This is a genomic window from Knoellia locipacati, assembly GCF_007992835.1.
In the GTDB taxonomy this organism is placed as follows: Bacteria; Actinomycetota; Actinomycetes; order Actinomycetales; family Dermatophilaceae; genus Knoellia; species Knoellia locipacati.
The window spans coordinates 478,373-494,760 of sequence record NZ_BKBA01000008.1 but is presented as its reverse complement, the minus strand read 5'-3'; the positions used below and the strand labels follow the sequence as shown (position 1 = coordinate 494,760).

Here is a 16,388-nt window from a genome sequence, read left to right as displayed (position 1 = left end):
ACCATGGCTGACTTCGCCTACGAGGACCTGCTGCCGATCGGCAGTGACGACACGGCATACCGGCTGCTGACGACCGAGGGCGTCGAGGTCGTCGACGGACCCGGCGGTCGCCGGTTCCTCGAGGTCTCACCCGAGGCGCTCCGCCTGCTCAGCGAGACCGCGATGCACGACATCGCGCACTACCTGCGCCCCGCCCACCTCCAGCAGCTCCGCAACATCCTCGACGACCCCGAGGCGAGCAACAACGACAAGTTCGTCGCGCTCGACCTGCTCAAGAACGCCAACATCGCGGCCGGGGGCGTCCTGCCGATGTGCCAGGACACGGGCACGGCGATCGTCATGGGCAAGCGTGGGCAGCACGTCCTCACGCAAGGAGCAGACGAGCGCGCCCTCTCGCGCGGCATCTACGACGCCTACACGACGCTCAACCTGCGCTACTCGCAGATGGCGCCCGTGACGACGTGGGACGAGAAGAACACCGGGTCCAACCTGCCGGCCCAGATCGAGCTCTACGCCGACACCGCCCCCGGGCACGAGACGGCATACAAGTTCCTCTTCATGGCCAAGGGCGGCGGTAGCGCCAACAAGTCGTTCCTCTTCCAGGCGACCAAGGCCGTCCTCAACGAGACCGCGATGATGCGCTTCCTCGACGAGAAGCTGCGCGGCCTCGGCACGGCGGCCTGCCCGCCCTACCACCTCGCCATCGTCATCGGCGGCACGAGCGCCGAGTTCGCCCTCAAGACAGCGAAGTACGCCAGCGCCAAGTACCTCGACACCCTCCCCACGAGCGGCGACGCGGCCACCGGGCACGGCTTCCGCGACACCGAGCTCGAGGAGCAGGTGCTCGGCCTGACGCGTGAGTTCGGCATCGGCGCGCAGTTCGGCGGCAAGTACTTCTGCCACGACGTCCGCGTCGTCCGCCTGCCGCGCCACGGGGCCTCGCTGCCCGTCGCCATCGCCGTGTCGTGCTCGGCCGACCGGCAGGTGCTCGCCAAGATCACCCCCGAGGGCGTGTTCATCGAGCAGCTCGAGACCGACCCCGCGCGCTTCCTGCCGGACACGACGCACGCCGGCCTCGAGTCCCACGACGACGAGGCGACCGGCGCCGGGTCGACCGGCCAGGGTGCCGTCGTCGAGGTCGACCTCAACCGCCCCATGGACGAGATCCTCGCCGAGCTCACGGCCTACCCCGTCAAGACCCGCCTCTCGCTCACCGGCCCGCTCGTCGTCGCCCGCGACATCGCGCACGCCAAGATCAAGGAGCGCCTCGACGCCGGTGAGGAGATGCCCGACTACCTGCGCGACCACCCCGTCTACTACGCCGGCCCCGCGAAGACGCCCGAGGGCATGCCGTCCGGCTCGTTCGGGCCGACCACCGCAGGACGGATGGACTCCTACGTCGAGCAGTTCCAGGCTGCCGGCGGCTCCAAGGTCATGCTCGCCAAGGGCAACCGGAGCAAGGTCGTCACCGACGCCTGCGCGTCCCACGGCGGCTTCTACCTCGGCTCCATCGGTGGTCCCGCAGCCCGCCTCGCCCAGGACTGCATCAAGAGCGTCGAGGTCCTCGAGTACCCCGAGCTCGGCATGGAGGCGATCTGGAAGATCGAGGTCGAGGACTTCCCGGCGTTCATCGTCGTCGACGACAAGGGCAACGACTTCTTCGCCTCCGTGACCAAGCCGCTGGCCATGACCATCCCCAAGAGAGCAGGACTGCTGTGAGCGAGAACCCCACTGCGACAGGCGATTTCGACGACCTCCTCGAGGCCAACCGCGCATTCGCGCAGACCTTCGACCTCGGTGGCTTCGACGGCATCGCCAAGGCCGGCGTCGCCCTCGTCACCTGCATGGACTCGCGGATCGACCCCCTCGGGATGCTCGGCCTCTCCCCCGGTGACGCCAAGATCTTCCGCAACCCGGGTGGCCGCGTCACGGCCGCCGCGCTCGAGGCGCTCGTCCTCGGGGTGCACCTGCTCAACGTGCAGCGCATCCTCGTGGTCCCGCACACCCGCTGCGCCATGACCAAGCACTCCGAGGCCGAGCTCCGCGAGGTCATCAGCGAGAAGTCCGGCACCGACGCGTCGTGGCAGGGCTTCCATGTCATCGCCGACCAGGAGGCCGCGCTCAAGGCCGACGTCATGGCCGTGCGGTCGCACCCGCTCATCCCCGACACGGTGGCCGTCGGCGGCTTCCTCTACGACGTCGACAGCGGCCTGCTCGACCGCCGCATCTAGCCTCGACTGATTGCCCTGCCGGGACGGCGAGCGCCAGCGAGCTGTCCCGGCAGGGCAATCAGTCGAGAAAGAGAAGGGGTATGCCGTGTCGTCACCTCACGTCGTCGCGCTCAACGTGCACCCGGTCAAGAGCTGTGCCATCCGGCCGGTCGAGACCGCGACCGTCGAGCGGGCGGGCTTCGCCGACGACCGGCGCTGGATGGTCGTCGACGCCGACGCGCGACTCGTCTCGGCGCGTGAGGTCCACCGGCTGTTCTCGGTCGTCCCCGACACCCCGACGACGAGCGGGGACGTGCCGGACGGGCTGCGGCTGAGTGCGCCCGGGCTCCCCTCCTTGCACGTGCCCGACGTCGCGGGGGGAGGCGATGTCGTCGAGGTCCGCCTCCACCGGCACGACCTCACGGGGGCCCTCGTCTCCCCAGAGGCCGATGCCTGGGTGAGTGAGGCGGTGGGCCGTCCCGGCCTGCGCCTCGTGCGGTGCGTCGACCCCACGGCCCGCGCCCTCAACCCGGCGTTCAGCCGAGAGGGCGACCACACGGCATACGCCGACGGTTATCCCGTGACGCTCGCCAGCCGCACGTCACTGGCCAGGCTCAACGACTGGATCGCCGAGGCCGCGGTCGAGCGCGGCGAGAGCGTGCCCGAGCCGCTGCCGATGGAGAGGTTCCGGCCCAACGTCGTCGTCGACGGCGAGCTCGAGCCGTTCGTCGAGGACTCGTGGGGCACGGTCCGGCTCGGTGACGTGCCGTTCCGGGTAGCGAAGCCGGTCGACCGCTGCGTCATGACGACGATCGACCTCGACTCGCTCTCCACGGGAAAGGAGCCCATCCGCACCCTGGCCCGCCACCGTCGCTGGGACGGCGCCACGTGGTTCGCCGTCCAGCTCGTCCCCGACGGCACCGGGGTGGTGCGCGTCGGGGACGACGTCACGCCCGGCTGAGCCGGTCGCGGCATCGACTGGTCAGGCGAGGGCGTCGAGCGCCTCGGCGACCGGGGTGTCGCCGTTGTTGAAGCGGATCGTCCGGCCGGCGAGGTCGGGGTGGTCGACGACGTGCGCGATGACCGCTGCCACGTCGTCGCGTGTCACCTCGCCGCTGTCCGCGACGTCGACCTCGATGCGACCGGTGCCGGCCGAGTCGCTCAGAGTGCTCGGGCCGAGGACGACCCAGCGCAGGTCCGAGCCACGCAGGTGCTCGTCGGCCGCTGCCTTGGCCTCGGCATAGGCGAAGAACGCGTTGTCCTGCGGCACACCGTGATCCGGCTTCGCGCCGAAGTAGGAGACCATGACATAGAGAGGGTCGCCGATCGTCGCGGCGGCCTCCATCGAGCGCACCGCGGCCTCGTGGTCCACGGCGCGGGTGCGCTCGGCAGAGCCACCACCGGCGCCGGCCGACCAGACGACGACGTCGGCGCCCGCGAGCGCCTCAGCCATCTCGTCGCTCGTCATGTGCTCGGCGTCGTGCACCGCAGCGGTGGCCCCGGTCGCCTCGACGTCGGGGGCGTGGTCGGGGTTGCGCACCCACGACGTGACCTCGTGCCCGGCGTCGGAGAGGAGGCGGGAGGCGCGCAGGGCGACCTTGCCGTGCCCACCGATGATCGTCACGGCGGCCACGGTCAGGACCCCCGGACCGTGACGGTGACGTCGATGTTGCCGCGCGTGGCCTTCGAGTACGGACAGGCCTGGTGGGCGGCGTTGACGAGCTCCTGGGCCGTGTCGTCGTCGACGCCGGGGATGACCGCCTCGAGGGCCACCGCCAGGCCCACGCCGGAGTCGGTGCGGCCCAGGGTGACGCTGGCGGTCACCGTGGACTCGCTGACGTCGAGGCCCTCGCTCGCGGCGACGCTGATGAGGGCGTTGCCGAAGCACGCGGCGTACCCGGCGGCGAAGAGGGTCTCGGGGTTGGCCTTGGGGTTGGACTTGCTCCCGGGCTTGCCGAGGACGAGGTCGATGACGCCGTCCTCGCTCGTGACGTGTCCCTGCCGGCCACCCTTGGCAGTGGCCGCGGTGACGTAGAGGGGGGTGGTGATCGCTTCATGGGGCATGGGAACACCCTGCCCCACAAAGGACGGCCGGACTAGGTTGGGTCCATGACGTTCGACACGAGGTTCCCCGACGGATTCCTGTGGGGCGCGGCGACCGCCTCCTTCCAGATCGAGGGGTCGACGACCGCCGACGGTCGCAGCCCGTCCATCTGGGACACCTTCTGCGAGATCGAGGGCAAGGTCGTCAACAAGGACACGGGTGACCCGGCCTGCGACCACTACCGCCGCATGCCGCAGGACGTCGTCCTCATGAAGGAGCTCGGCCTCGACGCCTACCGCTTCTCGGTGGCATGGCCCCGCGTCATCCCCACCGGCACCGGGGCCGTCAACCCCGCCGGGATCGACTTCTACTCGCGCCTCGTGGACGACCTGCTGGAGCACGACATCCGGCCGTTCGTCACGCTCTACCACTGGGACCTCCCCCAGGTGCTCGACGACCGCGGCGGCTGGCTCAACCGCGACATCAAGGACTGGTTCGCGGAGTACACCCAGACGGTCGTGAGCCACCTCGGCGACCGCGTCACCCACTGGACGACGCTCAACGAGCCGTGGTGCTCCTCGCTCCTCAGCTACTCGCTCGGCCACCACGCACCCGGACACACGGACCCGGTCGAGGGACTCGTGTCGGCCCACCACCTCATGCTGGCCCACGGCACCGCGGTCCCGGCGATCCGCGAGAACTGCCCGGGCGCCGAGGTGTCGATCACGCTCAACCCGACCCAGGTCTACGGCCCCGACGACGCGACGGAGGCTGACGCCGACGCGGTGCGACGCGCCGACAACGCCCTCAACGGCATCTTCTTCGGCCCGCTCTTCCACGGCGCCTACCCGCAGTCGCTGCTCGACGACACCGCGCACCTCACCGACCACTCCTACATCCACGACGGCGACCTCGAGGTCATCAGCGCCCCGCTCGACAACCTCGGCGTCAACAACTACTTCCCCACGCGGGTCAAGCACACCGAGGGCGCCGTCCACCCGCTCCCTGGCGGCGAGGGCGTCGAGGAGACCGACCCGCACCCGCCGCTCACCGACATGGGCTGGGAGATCTCCCCGCAGGGTCACCACGACATCCTCATGCGCTCGGCGCAGGAGTGCGGGCTGCCCGTCTACATCACCGAGAACGGCTCCGCGTGGCCCGACGAGGTGAGCGAGGACGGCGCGGTCCACGACCCGGACCGGACGGCATACCTGCACGGCCACCTCGACGCCGTGAAGCAGGCCATCGACGACGGGGCCGACATCCGCGGCTACTTCGCGTGGTCGCTCATGGACAACTTCGAGTGGGCGTTCGGCTACAGCAAGCGCTTCGGCATCGTCCACGTCGACTACGACACCCAGAAGCGCACGGTCAAGGACTCCGGCCACGAGTACGCCCGGATCATCGCCGCCCACCACGGCTGAGCCGCGTCACACGGTCGCAACACAGGTCACGATTTCGGCCCTGAGACGGGAAAAACGGTCGTATGCCGTGCGCCTCTGGGTAGGGTCGGCGCCAGTCGGTCGTGGGTCCCCACGCCAACAGTCAACAAGGAGTACCCGTGAGCACCTCACGCCCCCGTCGGGTCGGCGCCTTCGCCGCCGCGGCCCTCATCTCCGTTCTCGGCCTCGCGGCCTGTGGCTCCAGCGACGACGGTGGCGGCGACGCCGCCGCCACCAACGCCAGTGGCGTCACGACGATCACCAAGGGCAAGCTCAAGGCCTGCACGCACCTCTCCTACAAGCCGTTCGAGTTCAAGGAGGGGTCCAAGGTCGTCGGCTTCGACGTCGACCTCACGGACCTCGTCGCCAAGAAGCTCGGGCTCGAGCAGGAGGTCGTCGACATCGAGTTCGCGACGATCACCTCGGGTGCCGCGTTCGCGGCCAAGAAGTGCGACATCGGCTACGGCGCCACGACGATCACCGACGAGCGCAAGAAGGCGGTCCTCTTCTCGGACCCCTACTTCGAGGCCACCCAGGCGCTCATCGTCAAGAAGGGCTCCGGCATCACCGACCTGCCCGGTCTCAAGGGCAAGAAGATCGGCGTCCAGACCGACACCACCGGCCAGAGCTACGCCGAGGACAACAAGGGCGCCAACGGCTACACCACCGTCGTCTTCGACGACCTGCCGACGCAGCTCGCCGGGGTGCTGGCCGGTCGCGTCGAGGGCGCGATCAACGACAACGGCCCCCTCTTCGACTACGTCAAGGACAACCCGTCGACCGAGGTCGTCAAGGAGTTCCAGACCGGCGAGAAGTACGGCCTGATGGTCAAGAAGGACGACCCCAACGCCCAGAAGATCGTGGACGCCGCGAACGAGGCGATGAAGGCTGCCCAGGCCGACGGCACCTACAACACGATCTACAAGAAGTGGTTCGGCGTCGACGCACCGAAGTGACCCTTCCGCTACGTCGGGGGCGGCGGTACGGTTTCGACCGGCCGCCGCCCCTCGGCGTTGCGGCCCATGACCTACAGGTCGGCAGGAGATCCCATGAGCACCACCACTGAAGCGCCACCGAAGAAGAAGCTCTCACCGCGCCGGCGTGCCCAGCGGATCCGCTGGGCGCAGTACGCACTCCTCGCCGTGGTGGTGCTCGTCATCGCCCTGGTCGCGGACTGGGGTCAGATCCAGAGGACCTTCTTCCGCACCGACCTCATCAAGAACACCCTGACCGAGGGTGTCGGCACGGCGTTGAAGAACACCGTCGTCTACACCGCCGGCGCGTTCGTCATCGGGCTGGTGCTCGGCACCGTGCTGGCGCTCATGCGCCTGTCCTCCGTCGCCCCCTACCGCTGGATCGCCACGGTCTGGATCGAGTTCTTCCGAGGACTGCCGGCGATCATCGTCTTCATCGCGTTCGGGCTCCTGCCGCTCGCCTTCGAGGGCCTCGTCATCCCCTACGACCCCTACGGCACCGTCTGGATCGCCCTCGGGCTCGTGGCGTCGGCCTACATGGCCGAGACCATCCGCGCGGGGATCCAGGCCGTCCCGCCGGGGCAGGTCGAAGCCGCCCGCTCACTCGGGATGCCGTCGGGGACGGCCACCCGCAAGATCGTGCTCCCCCAGGCGTTCAGGGTCATCACCCCGCCCCTGACCAACGAGCTGATCCTCCTCGTCAAGGACTCCTCGCTCGTCTATGTCCTCGGTCTGTCGGCGACGGGCTACGAGCTGACGAAGTACGGACGCCAGCTGTCCAGCGACAACGTCAACCTCACCCCCCTCGTGGTGGCCGGCTTCTGCTACCTCATCATCACCCTCCCGCTGTCCATCATCGTGCGCCGGATGGAAGCCCGTCAGAAGAAGGAGCGCTGAGCATGACCACGTCAGCCACCCGGACGGCAGCCCCCGTCGTCGAGGTCACCGACCTGCACAAGTCCTTCGGCGCCAACCACGTCCTCCGGGGCCTCGACGCCACGATCCACCAGGGCGAGGTCGTCTGCGTCATCGGCCCGTCCGGGTCGGGCAAGTCGACCTTCCTGCGCTGCATCAACCTGCTCGAGGAGCCGACGAGCGGCTCGATCAAGGTGGGCGGCGACGAGGTCACCGACCCGGACTGCGACATCGACGCCATCCGCCGCAACATGGGCATGGTCTTCCAACAGTTCAACCTCTTCCCCCACCTCTCGGTCCTCTCCAACTGCACCGTCGCCCAGACGACCGTGCTCAAGCGGAGCAAGGAGGAGGCCGAGGCCAAGGCTCGCGAGAACCTCGAGAAGGTCGGTCTCTCCGACAAGGCTGACGCCTACCCCGCCCAGCTCTCGGGCGGCCAGCAGCAGCGCGTGGCCATCGCCCGGGCCCTGTCGATGGACCCCAAGCTCATGCTCTTCGACGAGCCGACGTCGGCGCTCGACCCCGAGCTCGTCGGCGACGTCCTCTCGGTCATGCGCCGGCTCGCCACGGAGGGCATGACGATGTTCGTGGTCACCCACGAGATGGCGTTCGCCCGTGAGGTCGCCGACCGGGTGATCTTCATGGACGGCGGCAACATCGTCGAGGAGGGCGCCCCCAGCCAGGTCATCGGCGAGCCCAAGGAGGAGCGCACCCGCGTCTTCCTCCAGCGCGTGCTCGACCCGACCCACGTCGACCCCGGAGCCGAGGACACGGCATACGCCAAGCGCCACGAGGCCGAGTCCACCGCCGACAACTTCGTCAAGCCCATGGACACTCACGGCCACTACGGCGGGGGCGCGGGACTCGGCTGACCCCCACACGACGCCCGCCACTGGCACAACTTTTGCTCCCCGTGGGGGAACCGTGAGGGTCCGGACGGAACATTTCCGTCCGGACCCTCAAGGTTTCCTCCGCGTGCGCGAAGGCTGAGGCGCCTCAGAGGGTGAGGCGCTCCTTGACGACGTTGACGAGGCGGTCGGCGACGGCCTTGGCCTCGTCGGCGGTCGCCGCCTCGACCATGACTCGCACGACCGGCTCGGTGCCGGACTTCCGCAGCAGCACCCGGCCGGAGCCGTCGAGACGCGCGGTCTCCTCGGCGACGGCAGCCTGCACACCCTCGTCGGTCTCGACGCGGGCCTTGTCGACGCCCTTGACGTTGATGAGCTCCTGCGGGAGGCGGCTCATGACGGTGCCGAGCTCGGCGATCGTCTTGCCGGTCGCCGCCATGCGTGCGGCGAGCATGAGCCCGGTGAGGACGCCGTCGCCGGTCGTGCCGTGCTCGAGCATGATGACGTGGCCGGACTGCTCGCCACCCAGGGAGTGGGAGCTGGCGCGCATCTCCTCGAGGACGTAGCGGTCGCCGACGCCGGTCTGCTTGACCCGGATGCCCTCGCGCTCCATCGCCTGGAGCAGGCCGAGGTTGCTCATCACGGTGGCGACGAGGGTGTCCTCGTGCAGCGCGCCACGCGACTTCATGTCGACGGCGAGGATGCCCATGATCTGGTCGCCGTCGATCTCGTTGCCGTCGGCGTCGACGGCGAGGCAGCGGTCCGCGTCGCCGTCGTGGGCGATGCCGATGTCGGCGCCGCGCTTGACGACCGCGTCCTTGAGGTGACCCAGGTGGGTCGACCCGTAACCGTCGTTGATGTTGAGCCCGTCGGGCTCGGTGCCGATCTCGACGACCTCGGCACCGGCGAGGCGGAAGACCTCGGGCGAGACCGAGGAGGCCGCGCCGTGGGCGCCGTCGATGACGACCGTCAGCCCGTCGAGCCGGTTGGGCAGGGCCTCGAGGAGGTGGGCGACGTAGCGGGCCTGGCCCGCGCGGTTCTGGTGCACCCGGCCGACCTGGGCACCCGTGGGACGCTCCCACTCCTGGCCGAGACCGGCCTCGATCTGGTCCTCGACGGAGTCGGGCAGCTTGTGACCGCCGGACGCGAAGAACTTGATGCCGTTGTCGGGCATGGCGTTGTGCGACGCCGAGAGCATCACGCCGAAGTGGGCGTCCATGTCGGCGGTGAGGAACGCGACGGCCGGTGTCGGGAGGACCCCGACGTTGTGCACGTCGACACCCGCCGAGGCGAGACCGGCCACGACGGCCGCCCCGAGGAACTCGCCCGAGGCGCGCGGGTCACGCCCGACGACGGCCTTGGGCCTGCGCCCCGTCTCACGTGCCTCGCGGCCGAGCACGTGGGCTGCCGACACGGCGAGCTGGAGTGCGAGGTCGGCGGTGATGTCGACGTTGGCGAGCCCCCGGACTCCGTCGGTCCCGAACAGTCGTGACATACGTGTGCCGTGCCTTTCGTGGTGCTTCGAGTGTGCGACGTGCGTGGCGCTCCGGAAGAGGCCGACGAGACAACCTATCCCCCGGACGCCGAAGGCGGCACCCCGTGAGGGATGCCGCCTTCGGTGCAGGGCCCCGGTGAGGGGCGGCTGCGATCAGCGCTTGCTGTACTGGGGCGCCTTGCGGGCCTTCTTGAGACCGGCCTTCTTGCGCTCGGGCACGCGGGCGTCACGGGTGAGGAAGCCGGCCTTCTTGAGCGTCGGACGGTTCAGCTCCTCGTCGACCCCGTTGAGCGAGCGGGCGACACCGAGACGGACGGCGCCGGCCTGGCCGGAGGGCCCACCACCGTGCACGCGGACGAGCACGTCGTAGGCGCCGTCGAGCTCGAGGACCTTGAGCGGCTCGTTGACGATCTGCTGGTGGACCTTGTTGGGGAAGTAGGCCTCGAGGGTGCGGCCGTTGATCTTCCACTCACCGGTGCCGGGGACGATGCGCACGCGGGCCACGGCCTGCTTGCGACGACCGGTCGCGGCGCCGGGGGCGGACGCGGACGGGCGACGGGCCGGCTCGCCGGCGGTCTCGCCGGAGGACTCCGAGGTGTACTCGGAGATCTCCTGGTCGTCGGCGTCGGTGCCGAGCTCCTCGACCTGGTCGATGCTGGTGTTCTCGGTCATTACTGGGCCACCTGGGTGATCTCGAAGGGCTTGGGCTGCTGGGCAGCGTGGGGGTGCTCGGAGCCGGAGTAGACCTTGAGCTTCGTCAGCTGCTGACGGCCGAGGGACGTGCGGGGAAGCATGCCGCGGATGGCCTTCTCGACGGCCTTCTCGGGGAACTTGTCGAGCATCTCGACGTAGTTGCGGCTGCGCAGACCACCCGGGAAGCCGGAGTGGCGGTAGGCCTTCTTCTGCTCCGCCTTGGCGCCGGTGAGGGCGACCTTCTCGGCGTTGATGATGATGACGAAGTCGCCGGTGTCGACGTGGGGGGCGAAGATCGCCTTGTGCTTGCCGCGCAGGAGGGTCGCAGCCTGGCTGGCGAGGCGACCGAGCACGACGTCGGTGGCGTCGATGACGTGCCACTGCCGCGTGATGTCGCCCGGCTTCGGGGTGAAGGTACGCACGATGTTGCCTAACGTGTGAATGGAACGGGAGGACCTGTCGGCCTCGTCGAGGACGCAACCGCAGGGGGTATGCCGTGTGCTCCCGCCAGGGTTCTCACCTCTCGGGCCACCCCGGGAAGGGCGCACGGCACAACAGTCCTCAAGTTTACGGAGAACCCGCCCCGCACCCAAATCTGCCTCCAGGGACCCAGAAACCGCCCCTGACCTGCGCGGACGCACTCGCGCACACGGCATACACAATAGTTGTGCAAACAGAGTGTGCAGAGGTATTGTGCACGCATGGCTCCTGACACCCCCCTCTCCGCGGACCACCTCACCGGGATCCGGCTCGACGCGGCCTCGCTCAAGGTGCTCGCGCACCCGCTGCGTTCGCGCCTGCTCTCCGCGCTGCGTCGTGGCGGCCCGGCCACCGCGACCGACCTCGCCACCGCCCTCGGCACGAACTCGGGCGCGACGAGCTACCACCTGCGCAAGCTCGAGTCCGTGGGCCTCGTCGCCGACACCGGCGAGGGCGAGGGCAAGCGCCGGCTCTGGCGCGCCGCCACCGAGAGCCACCAGTTCGAGCCGAGCGACTTCGCGGGCGACGAGGACTCCGAGACCGCGCTCAACTGGCTCGTGCGCGACTACACCCGGCACTTCGCGGAGCAGTTCGAGAAGTGGCTCGACGTCGAGGCCGCGTGGCCGGCTCCGTGGCGCGACGCCGCCGGGATGAACGACTCCTACGTCATCGCCACCCCGACCCAGCTCCAGGAGATGAAGGCCGAGATCGACGACGTCATCGCGCGCTACCGCCGTGTGGGGCAGGGCAACCCCGCTGCCCGGCGGCTCGCCGTCTACAGCGTCACCTACCCGCTCGACCTCGACCGCATCCCGCGAGGTGAGGACGCATGACCACGCACCTCTCCCCCACCGCGGCACGCCGCGTCTTCTATCTCCTGTCGACCACCCGCTGGCTCCCGGTGGGCTTCGTCGTCGGGATCTTCACCCTCGTCGCCCGCGAGCGCGGCCTCTCCGTCGAGCAGATCACCCTCTACATGACCGCGCAGGGGATCATGGTCTTCCTGCTCGAGCTGCCGACGAGCGGGTTCGCCGACGTCCTCGGCCGCAAACCAGTGCTCATCGCCGCAGGTCTGGTCAACATCGTCGCGGGGTTCGCCTACCTCTTCGCGCAGTCGTTCTGGACGTTCGCCCTCGCCGCGGGGCTCATGGGGGTCTACCGCGCGCTCGACTCGGGCCCGCTCGAGGCGTGGTACGTCGACACCGTCCACGAGCGCGAGCCGGGCGCCGACGTCCACCGCGCCATGTCCATCCAGGGCGTCCTCGTCGGCGTCGGCATGGGCGGTGGGGCGCTCGTGTCCGGCGCCCTCGTCGCGTGGCACCCGTTCACGCAGTCCAGCGCGCTGCTGCTGCCGATCCAGGTCTTCGTGGCCCTGTGCGTCGTCCACCTCGTGGCGACCCTCGCGCTGCTCCACGAGACCCCCCGCAGCGAGGGGCGCCTCGGGACCCGCCTGGCGTCCTCGGTGCGCGAGACGCCGACGGCCATCCGTGACGGCCTGGGTCTCCTGCGCTCCAACGCCGTGCTGCGCAACCTCGTGCTCGTCGAGCTGTTCTGGGTCACGGGGATGATGGCCTACGAGACGCTCATGCCGCTGCGGCTGGCCGAGCTGCTGGGCTCCGAGACCCGGGCGGGCGTGTGGATGGGTCCCGCCGCTGCCGGCGGCTGGGCGCTGTTCTCGTTCGGCTCCTGGCTGGGTGGCCGACTCGCCGACCGGTTCGGCCTCGTCCGTGCCGCGATCCTCGGCCGGGTCGTCAACGGGCTCGGCGTCGTGGTCATGGGTCTGGTGCTCGGCCCGGCCGCGCTCCTCGTCGCCTACCTCTTCACCTACACGATGCACGGCGCGGCGAGCCCGGCCTACACGGGCCTCATGCACCGGGAGGCCTCGTCGAAGAACCGTGCCACGGTCCTGTCGATGAGCTCCCTCGTGATGCAGGCAGGCGGCGCGGTCACCGGTCCCCTGCTGGGGCAGCTCGCCGCCCGCACGTCGATCTCGACGGCCATGGTCGTGGCGGGTGTGGTGAGCATCGTGGGCTTCGTCTGCTTCCTGCCCGCCCGGGGGCGCGAGCGCGCGCTCAAGGCCTCGGCCTCCGCGCCCGTCGCCTGACCCCGACGCAGCGTCTGCGGGGATGGTCGCTAGAGCGACCATCCCCGCAGACGCTGTCGGGTGGGTGGGGTGTCAGGGAGCAGCGACCGCGCTCGTCGCCGTGGTGCGGTGGGTCGCCGAGTCGTAGACGAAGTTCGTCCGCGCCCCGTCGCTCGGCACCGTGAGGGTGATCGGCGCGCCACCCGCTGCGCCACCGTCGCCGTAGGTCTCGGACATCGACCGGTCGTGCGCGATGACGAACGTGTAGGTGCCCGCAGGGATCTTCGTCGTGGCCCAGGTGAAGACGCCGTCACCGTCCTTGTCCTGCAGCCACGGACGCATGCAGTCCGCCCGGTTGTCCGCCGGGCAGTTCAGCTCGGACTGGAAGGTGCCCGGCGCCGTGATGATCTCGGTCTCCTCGTCCGAGGTCGCCCAGTGCGTCGTCGGGTCGTAGAAGAACGTCACCTGGCCGTCGGCGGTCTCGAACGAGATGTTGCCGCCGTCGCGCACACCCTTCTCGCCGTAGTTCTCGGTCCACGACTTGTCGAGCGTCGCCTTGTACGAGTAGGGACCCGCCGGAAGCGTGAACGCCTTCTTCCAGATCTTGTCGGCCGGGTCGAGCGCGAGCTGCGACGCGTCGCAGAGCTCGTCCCAGTCCTTGCTGCAGCCCATCTCGGAGTTGTGGGTGCCCGTCGTCCCGACGGTCGTGGGCTGGGTCGCCGGCGAGTCACCGATCTCGCCCTCGACGGAGCCGCCGGTCTTCGGCGCCACCACCGAGGCCCATGACCCGCTGGCGGCCACCCGGCCGGCCGCGTCGCGCACGACCGCGCGGTACTCGAGGAGCGAGCCCAACGGCATACCGGAGACGTCGTGGAACACGCGGAAGGGAGCGTTGTCGTCGGTCCCGATGGTGCGCCACTTCGTCGTCCCCACCGGACGGTAGAGGAACGTCGTCTGCGCGAACGTGCTCGCCGAGACGTCCGCCGACACCTCGGCGCGGTCGGCGACGGTGTGGGCCTCGCCGGTCGAGACGGTGACCTTCGGCGCCGCACCGGTGGTGTCGACGGGCTTGTTGGCGCGCCAGATGCTCACCGAGAGCGGCGGCACCGTGACGGTGATCGAGCCGTCCGCCGCGGCCTTGACCGCACGCCTGGCCCCGGACACCGGCGTGAACACCACGCCCTTGCCCTTGCTCCAGGTCGGGATGGTCGCCCGCGACGCGGTGGTGGCGTTGTTGGCGGCCACGACGTACTCGACCTTCTGCTTGGCGTCGATCCGCGAGACGGCGAAGATGCCCGCACCCTCGGCCGCGAAGCGCTGCACCTGGGCACCGTCCGCGAGCGCGGGGTGCTTCGCCCGCACGGCGGACAGGGCCTTGATGTGCTCGTAGAGCGGGTGCGTCGTGGCGTAGCGGTCGCGAGACCCCTCGGGTCCGGCGAGGACGTCCTCGGTGTTGTAGACGTCGACCTTGCTCGCGAACATGTCCTCGCGGGCGAGCTGGTCGCCACCGGTGCCGATGAAGCCCTGCTCGTCGCCGTAGTAGGTGACGGGGTTGCCACGCGTGGCGAACATCAGTGACTCGGCGAACTTCACCCGCGCCAGGTGCTCGGCCTCGCTCTTGGTGCCCTCCTTGAGGAACATCGCGACGCGGCCCATGTCGTGGTTACCGAGGAACGTCGGCAGCTGGTAGGCGTTGGAGTCCTGGTCGGTGTACCAGTCGTCCTTGCTGAAGAAGTCGGCGAGGACGTTCGCGGGCTTGCCCTTGGCGAAGTCGACGCCCTGCTGCTGGAACCCGAAGTCGAGCGTCGCCTGGAGCTTGCCGCGCGTCGTGTACTCGGACATCACCGCGGGATTGCCGTCGTAGACCTCGCCGAACGCGAAGAAGTCGTCGTTCTTGACCGCCTTGGCCTCGCCGAGGATCGCCGGCACGAACTTCTGCCAGAACTCGAGGTTGACGTGCTTCACGGTGTCGATGCGGAACCCGTCGATGCCGAAGTCGACCCACTTCTTGTAGATCTCGCCCATGCCGTCGACGACCTCGGGCCGCTCGGTGAACAGGTCGTCGAGCCCGATGAAGTCGCCGTAGGTCGAGGACTCCCCGGCGAAGGTCGAGTCACCGCGGTTGTGGTACATCAGCGGGTCGTTGAGCCAGGCCGGGGTCTTCGCCTTCTCGTCACCCGCGTGGAGGAACGGCGTGTAGGGGAAGGAGACCGACGGGTCCATCGCCGGGAACGCCTTGTTCACGAAGTCGCGGTCGTCGAAGGCGACGCCGGACGCGTCCTTGTAGGGGTAGTTCTTCTTGGAGCGGTAGGTGTACTGCTGCTCCTTGTAGTCGATGACGTCGGCCGTGTGGTTGGTGATGATGTCGAAGAAGACCTTCATCCCCTTCTTGTGCGCGGCCGCGATGAGCGCCTTCATCTCCGCGTTGGTGCCGAGGTGCGGGTCGATCTGGGTGAAGTCGTTGATCCAGTAGCCGTGGTAGCCCGCGCTCTCCTCCCCCGGCTTGCCCTGCACCGGCTTGTTCTTGAAGCTCGGCGTGAGCCAGATCGCCGTCGTGCCCATGCCCTTGATGTAGTCGAGTTTGTCCATGACGCCCTTGAGGTCGCCACCGTGGTAGAAGCCCTTGTGCGTCGGGTCGAAACCGGTGGTGAGCGGCCCGCCGGTGAGCCCACCGCGGTCGTTGTCGGTGCGGCCGTTGGCGAACCGGTCGGCCATGAGGAAGTAGAACCGCTCACGGGTGAGCGGGGAGCGCAGCGAGTCGGCGGCCAGCCGTGCGTCGTCGCGGGAGGTGCTGCGCGCGAGCGTCTTGGGCACGAGGCTCACCACGTGGCTCGCGTGGTCGTAGGTGAACTCCAGCTTCGCCGGGCCCTCGAGGACGAGCGGGATGTTCGGGCCGTCGAGGACGCCACCCGCGCCGTAGTTCTCGGTCCAGCCGTCGTTGAGCGCGACCTTGTACTCGTAGGTCCCGGCCGGCACGGTGAACGTCTTGCGGTATGCCGTCGTGTCCCCGACCCGGGTCAGCTCCGAGGCCGCGCACTCGGGCTTCCAGTCCTCGGGGCAGCCGATCTCGGACTGCAGCGACCCGACGAGGGCGACGGTCGTGGTGTCGGCCGAGGCGGGGAGCGAGGCCCCCAGCGCCGGGACGAGGGCGACAGCGGCACCCGCTGCGACGGCATACAGGCGGCGGCGTGGACTGGGCATCGT

Annotated in this window: 15 protein-coding genes; 9 read left to right on the top strand and 6 right to left on the bottom strand. The window is 69.5% G+C overall.

All coding sequences use genetic code 11. From position 1 onward, the window contains the following. The first annotated feature begins 3 nt into the window (after positions 1–3). From KLO01_RS10620 to KLO01_RS10610, 3 genes are all read left to right on the top strand, one after another. Positions 4–1,719, top strand: coding sequence for a fumarate hydratase (locus tag KLO01_RS10620; protein ID WP_147064841.1), 1,716 nt, complete (start codon positions 4–6; stop codon positions 1,717–1,719). Next, positions 1,716–2,231 (top strand): beta-class carbonic anhydrase, encoded by a 516-nt coding sequence (locus KLO01_RS10615; RefSeq protein WP_147064839.1) that lies wholly within the window; start codon positions 1,716–1,718, stop codon positions 2,229–2,231. Before KLO01_RS10620 ends, KLO01_RS10615 begins: the two co-directional genes overlap by 4 nt. 85 nt (positions 2,232–2,316) lie before the next feature. Beyond that, positions 2,317–3,171, top strand: coding sequence for an MOSC domain-containing protein (locus KLO01_RS10610; RefSeq protein ID WP_186828005.1), 855 nt, complete (start codon positions 2,317–2,319; stop codon positions 3,169–3,171). A 21-nt stretch (positions 3,172–3,192) separates the two neighbouring features. Here KLO01_RS10610 and KLO01_RS10605 read toward each other — a convergent pair whose 3' ends face one another. Together KLO01_RS10605 and KLO01_RS10600 are read right to left on the bottom strand one after the other, a co-directional pair. Continuing rightward, positions 3,193–3,843, bottom strand: a complete 651-nt coding sequence (locus tag KLO01_RS10605) for an NAD(P)H-binding protein (RefSeq protein WP_147064835.1) — start codon at positions 3,841–3,843, stop codon at positions 3,193–3,195. Between the two features lie 2 nt (positions 3,844–3,845). Beyond that, the gene (locus tag KLO01_RS10600; protein WP_147064833.1) at positions 3,846–4,274 is read right to left on the bottom strand and encodes an organic hydroperoxide resistance protein; all 429 of its coding nucleotides are present in this window, start codon (positions 4,272–4,274) and stop codon (positions 3,846–3,848) included. A 45-nt stretch (positions 4,275–4,319) separates the two neighbouring features. On the opposite strand from KLO01_RS10600, the gene KLO01_RS10595 reads away from it, so the two are divergent. The 4 genes from KLO01_RS10595 (at position 4,320) to KLO01_RS10580 (ending at position 8,457) form a co-directional block, all read left to right on the top strand. After that, the gene (locus KLO01_RS10595; RefSeq protein WP_147064831.1) at positions 4,320–5,678 is read left to right on the top strand and encodes a GH1 family beta-glucosidase; all 1,359 of its coding nucleotides are present in this window, start codon (positions 4,320–4,322) and stop codon (positions 5,676–5,678) included. Positions 5,679–5,815: 137 nt separating this feature from the next. After that, positions 5,816–6,652 carry an ABC transporter substrate-binding protein gene (locus tag KLO01_RS10590; protein ID WP_147064829.1) on the top strand — a complete coding sequence of 279 codons (837 nt, stop codon included), beginning with the start codon at positions 5,816–5,818 and terminating at the stop codon, positions 6,650–6,652. Positions 6,653–6,745: 93 nt separating this feature from the next. After that, complete coding sequence (locus KLO01_RS10585) at positions 6,746–7,567, top strand: amino acid ABC transporter permease (protein WP_147064827.1); 822 nt, start codon at positions 6,746–6,748, stop codon at positions 7,565–7,567. Positions 7,568–7,569: 2 nt separating this feature from the next. Beyond that, positions 7,570–8,457, top strand: a complete 888-nt coding sequence (locus KLO01_RS10580) for an amino acid ABC transporter ATP-binding protein (RefSeq protein WP_147064825.1) — start codon at positions 7,570–7,572, stop codon at positions 8,455–8,457. A gap of 124 nt (positions 8,458–8,581) precedes the next feature. Here KLO01_RS10580 and glmM read toward each other — a convergent pair whose 3' ends face one another. The 3 genes from glmM to rplM form a co-directional block, all read right to left on the bottom strand. Next, positions 8,582–9,928: a phosphoglucosamine mutase gene (gene glmM / locus KLO01_RS10575; RefSeq protein ID WP_147064823.1), complete on the bottom strand. Its 1,347-nt coding sequence runs from the start codon at positions 9,926–9,928 to the stop codon at positions 8,582–8,584. A gap of 153 nt (positions 9,929–10,081) precedes the next feature. Next, entirely contained in the window at positions 10,082–10,600 is a 519-nt protein-coding gene (gene rpsI, locus KLO01_RS10570) for a 30S ribosomal protein S9 (RefSeq protein WP_147064821.1), read from the bottom strand. Continuing rightward, positions 10,600–11,043: a 50S ribosomal protein L13 gene (gene rplM / locus KLO01_RS10565; RefSeq protein WP_147064819.1), complete on the bottom strand. Its 444-nt coding sequence runs from the start codon at positions 11,041–11,043 to the stop codon at positions 10,600–10,602. The genes rpsI and rplM overlap by 1 nt, the downstream gene beginning before the upstream one ends. A 279-nt stretch (positions 11,044–11,322) precedes the next feature. Between rplM and KLO01_RS10560 the strand changes: the two genes are divergently transcribed. Further along, entirely contained in the window at positions 11,323–11,934 is a 612-nt protein-coding gene (locus tag KLO01_RS10560; RefSeq protein ID WP_147064817.1) for an ArsR/SmtB family transcription factor, read from the top strand. Next, positions 11,931–13,205 (top strand): MFS transporter, encoded by a 1,275-nt coding sequence (locus KLO01_RS10555; RefSeq protein ID WP_147064815.1) that lies wholly within the window; start codon positions 11,931–11,933, stop codon positions 13,203–13,205. Before KLO01_RS10560 ends, KLO01_RS10555 begins: the two co-directional genes overlap by 4 nt. A gap of 72 nt (positions 13,206–13,277) precedes the next feature. Here the strand turns inward: KLO01_RS10555 and KLO01_RS10550 are convergent, their stop codons facing one another. Further along, entirely contained in the window at positions 13,278–16,385 is a 3,108-nt protein-coding gene (locus tag KLO01_RS10550) for a pullulanase X25 domain-containing protein (RefSeq protein ID WP_186828004.1), read from the bottom strand. Between the last annotated feature and the right edge of the window lie 3 nt (positions 16,386–16,388).

What these genes read in the sequence shown, in the direction of transcription:
- KLO01_RS10620 (WP_147064841.1), top strand. Translation starts at nt 4, where the DNA reads ATGGCTGACTTCGCCTACGAGGACCTGCTGCCGATCGGCAGTGACGAC.
- KLO01_RS10600 (WP_147064833.1), bottom strand. Translation starts at nt 4,274, where the DNA reads ATGCCCCATGAAGCGATCACCACCCCCCTCTACGTCACCGCGGCCACT.
- KLO01_RS10595 (WP_147064831.1), top strand. Translation starts at nt 4,320, where the DNA reads ATGACGTTCGACACGAGGTTCCCCGACGGATTCCTGTGGGGCGCGGCG.
- KLO01_RS10585 (WP_147064827.1), top strand. Translation starts at nt 6,746, where the DNA reads ATGAGCACCACCACTGAAGCGCCACCGAAGAAGAAGCTCTCACCGCGC.
- KLO01_RS10580 (WP_147064825.1), top strand. Translation starts at nt 7,570, where the DNA reads ATGACCACGTCAGCCACCCGGACGGCAGCCCCCGTCGTCGAGGTCACC.
- glmM (WP_147064823.1), bottom strand. Translation starts at nt 9,928, where the DNA reads ATGTCACGACTGTTCGGGACCGACGGAGTCCGGGGGCTCGCCAACGTC.
- rpsI (WP_147064821.1), bottom strand. Translation starts at nt 10,600, where the DNA reads ATGACCGAGAACACCAGCATCGACCAGGTCGAGGAGCTCGGCACCGAC.
- KLO01_RS10560 (WP_147064817.1), top strand. Translation starts at nt 11,323, where the DNA reads ATGGCTCCTGACACCCCCCTCTCCGCGGACCACCTCACCGGGATCCGG.
- KLO01_RS10555 (WP_147064815.1), top strand. Translation starts at nt 11,931, where the DNA reads ATGACCACGCACCTCTCCCCCACCGCGGCACGCCGCGTCTTCTATCTC.
- KLO01_RS10550 (WP_186828004.1), bottom strand. Translation starts at nt 16,385, where the DNA reads ATGCCCAGTCCACGCCGCCGCCTGTATGCCGTCGCAGCGGGTGCCGCT.